The sequence below is a fragment of the Peribacillus sp. NPDC056705 genome, assembly GCF_043656335.1.
In genome coordinates this window covers 1-2,863 of the sequence record NZ_JBHTYI010000084.1, presented here as the reverse complement: position 1 = coordinate 2,863, position 2,863 = coordinate 1, and the positions used below count along the sequence as shown (strand labels likewise).

3 protein-coding genes are annotated in these 2,863 nt (G+C 51.1%); all 3 read right to left on the bottom strand.

Translation table 11 applies throughout. The features are described 5' to 3' along the window. Positions 1-489: PadR family transcriptional regulator (locus ACFRAK_RS27465; RefSeq protein WP_394572955.1), on the bottom strand; the 489-nt coding region annotated here is incomplete at its 3' end. A gap of 4 nt (positions 490-493) precedes the next feature. Next, positions 494-2,002 carry an MDR family MFS transporter gene (locus ACFRAK_RS27460; RefSeq protein WP_394572954.1) on the bottom strand — a complete coding sequence of 503 codons (1,509 nt, stop codon included), beginning with the start codon at positions 2,000-2,002 and terminating at the stop codon, positions 494-496. Between the two features lie 213 nt (positions 2,003-2,215). Then, positions 2,216-2,623, bottom strand: a complete 408-nt coding sequence (locus tag ACFRAK_RS27455; protein WP_394572953.1) for a VOC family protein — start codon at positions 2,621-2,623, stop codon at positions 2,216-2,218. Between the last annotated feature and the right edge of the window lie 240 nt (positions 2,624-2,863).

Below are 2,863 nucleotides of genomic sequence, written 5' to 3'. Positions count from 1 at the left end.
GTCCAGATCCGTCCTTGCATGTTCGTACATACCGACCATAAGATGCTGGGCGCTGCGCGGCACGATATGCTTATGCTCCTCGTATAGTTGATACGCTTGGTTCACCCTGTGCTCCGCGTCCCGAATTCGCCCCAGCAGAATCGGCGCGAGTACGTCCGGCTCTGCATGACGCGAGAAGGGGAGGGCGATATAGAGTGGATGATGCACAGGCTCGATATCGCGGAATTTCTTGAGTAGCAGTTGCTCGAACAATTGTCGTCCGTGGTCCGTAATGCGGTAGATCGTCTTGTCGGGGCGGCTATCGCTTTGAATGGTCTCCACCGCTTCAATGTAATGCTCCTCGGCCAGACGGTCAACGGCGTAGTAGATAGAGCCCATCTGAAGCTTGGTATATTGATCCATCCCGCGATCTTTCATCTTGAGCCGGATTTCGTATGGATGGTGATTCCCCTCAAGCAGTAGGCCCAGAATGGCCAGTTTCATTGACATGATCTTAGGCTCCTTTAGCCTTGCTTGGGACCGTTACTCGTTCATTGCCCATCATCAGTACGAATACGAGGGCTAATACGGCCGGTACAAGCGCCCACATGAAGGTGGTAGCGATGGAGTCGGCCAATGCGTTCGTGATCTGTTCGCGCACATTCGGCGGGATCTGGTTCATCACCTCAGGCGAGAGCACGGCATCGGCGTTGAGTTGGTCGCCTACCGGAGCCTTGCCGCCGCCAGTCAGTTCCGACAACTGATTGTTCAGGCTGTTGCGCTGAATAATACCGAAGATCGTAATGCCAACGGTCATCCCGAAGGAGCGCAGGAAGGAGTTGGTGGATGTCGCCGCTCCGCGTTGTCTAGCGTCAAAATTATGAATGGACGCCATGCTCAGTACGGAGAAGGAGAAGCCAACGCCGAAGCCGGTCAGCACCATGTAGATCGTCAGCAGATAGCGCGGAGTCTCCGGGCTGATTGTGCTTAAGCAGGCAATGCCTGCAATGAAGCAGATAACAGACACAATCATGATATTGCGGAACGACGTACGAGTGGTTAGCATCCCGCCGCCCTGGCTGCCAAAGACACTTCCCAGCATCATCGGCATCAGGATCAAGCCGGCGTTGGTGGCGGAGCCACCGTACACGCCAGAGACGAAGATCGGAATGAAGATGGTCGCTACAATGAAGGTCGCGCCATAGAACAAGGCGACAATGTTGCTGGAAGCGAACAGGCGCTTCTGGAACATTTTGAACGAGATGATCGGCTCGGGCGCCCGCGTCTCCGCGAATAGAAAGATGATGAACAGGGCGATGAAGCCTGCAAATAATCCCATGATCTGCGGAGAGTCCCAGGCGTAGGTGTGACCACCGAGCTCAAGCCCGAACATGAGACAGACGATGGCTCCCACGAGGGTGGCGGCACCGATCCAGTCGATCTTTTGCTTGGCGTGGGACAGGGATTCCTTATATGACGTCATGATCAGGATGAAGGCCACGACCCCGATCGGCAGATTGACATAGAATATCCATTCCCAACCAATACTGTCGGTAATAAACGCACCGAGCAGCGGACCCATGATGCTTGAGGTACCGAAGACAGCTCCGAGCAGGCCGGTCATTTTACCACGCTTCTCCGGTGGGAAGAGGTCGAATACGATGGTGAAGGCAATCGGCATCAGAGCGCCGCCACCGATGCCTTGAATGGCACGATAGATAATTAATTCTCCCATACTGCCGGCCATGCCGCAGAGTGCGGAGCCAAGCAGGAACACAATTAAACCGAAGATAAAGAATCGCTTTCGACCATACATGTCAGATAGCTTGCCGAAGATCGGCGTACCCGCCATAACAGCCACCATATATACCGACGTAACCCATACGACCTGATCAAACCCTTGCAGGTCACGGATAATCGTAGGCAGCGCGGTGGCCACGATGGTGTTATCGATGGCCGACATGAAAATACCGAGCAGCAGCCCGGCCACGACCAACTTAATGTTGCTTTGTTGTGCATTCATCTAATGGATGCCCCTTCTTTCATATTGAACTATGTACATATTATTCAAATTTGAATATAGTTATTGTAGCCGGATTAACAGGTGTTGGCAAGATGTTTGAAATGGGGAACAAACTTATTTTTGGAATGTACCACAAGGGGGCTATCCGTATAACGGATAGCCCTTCTGATGGTGATGCTTAATACATCTAACGTGATATTCCATGGAACGAAATTAACAGTTCATCTGGGGCGACTTCGGATCAAGCTGCATAAATTCGATGCGGTGGCCGTCCGGGTCCCTGGCCCAGCACTGCCAGTTGAAGTCTTTTCCTTGAACCGGATCAACGTCGAGCGTTATGCCGAACTTACGAAGATGCTCTGCAATGCTGTTGATATCTTCAACCTCAAGGCACAGATGGGAGAATCCAATCGGGCGCTTTACAGGCTCCGGTTTATTCTGTCCGCCGTAAAACAATTCGATAAACTGTCCATCACACACCTTAATGTACTCGATCCATGGCTCGCCTTGATCGCTTAGAATATCAAAAGCACGGGTAAAACCAAGCACGTCACAGTAAAAATGCAGGGACTTCTCCATATCGGCAACATCAAACGCCAGATGGGCGATTCCTTTAATCATAACGGCATTCCTCCTCGGTATGTATTAAGCTTGAGAGCAGACGTTCATAAGGCTATTGTAACTCATTTTGTATGCGTTTCCACAATATTTGCGACATCAAATTATTGTCTGATATCGATATGTCCGTCAAGCAAGTTGTTCATCTTACATTAGGAAAGTCGATCCAACGATACGATCACGCTGTTACAGGTTAAGATGGCGGGCTTTAAGCCAAGATGTAATGGCTCGAATCCATGCGTA

Bases quoted from the DNA above. Each gene is read 5' to 3' on its own strand.
- ACFRAK_RS27460 (WP_394572954.1), bottom strand. From the start codon at position 2,002: ATGAATGCACAACAAAGCAACATTAAGTTGGTCGTGGCCGGGCTGCTG.
- ACFRAK_RS27455 (WP_394572953.1), bottom strand. From the start codon at position 2,623: ATGATTAAAGGAATCGCCCATCTGGCGTTTGATGTTGCCGATATGGAG.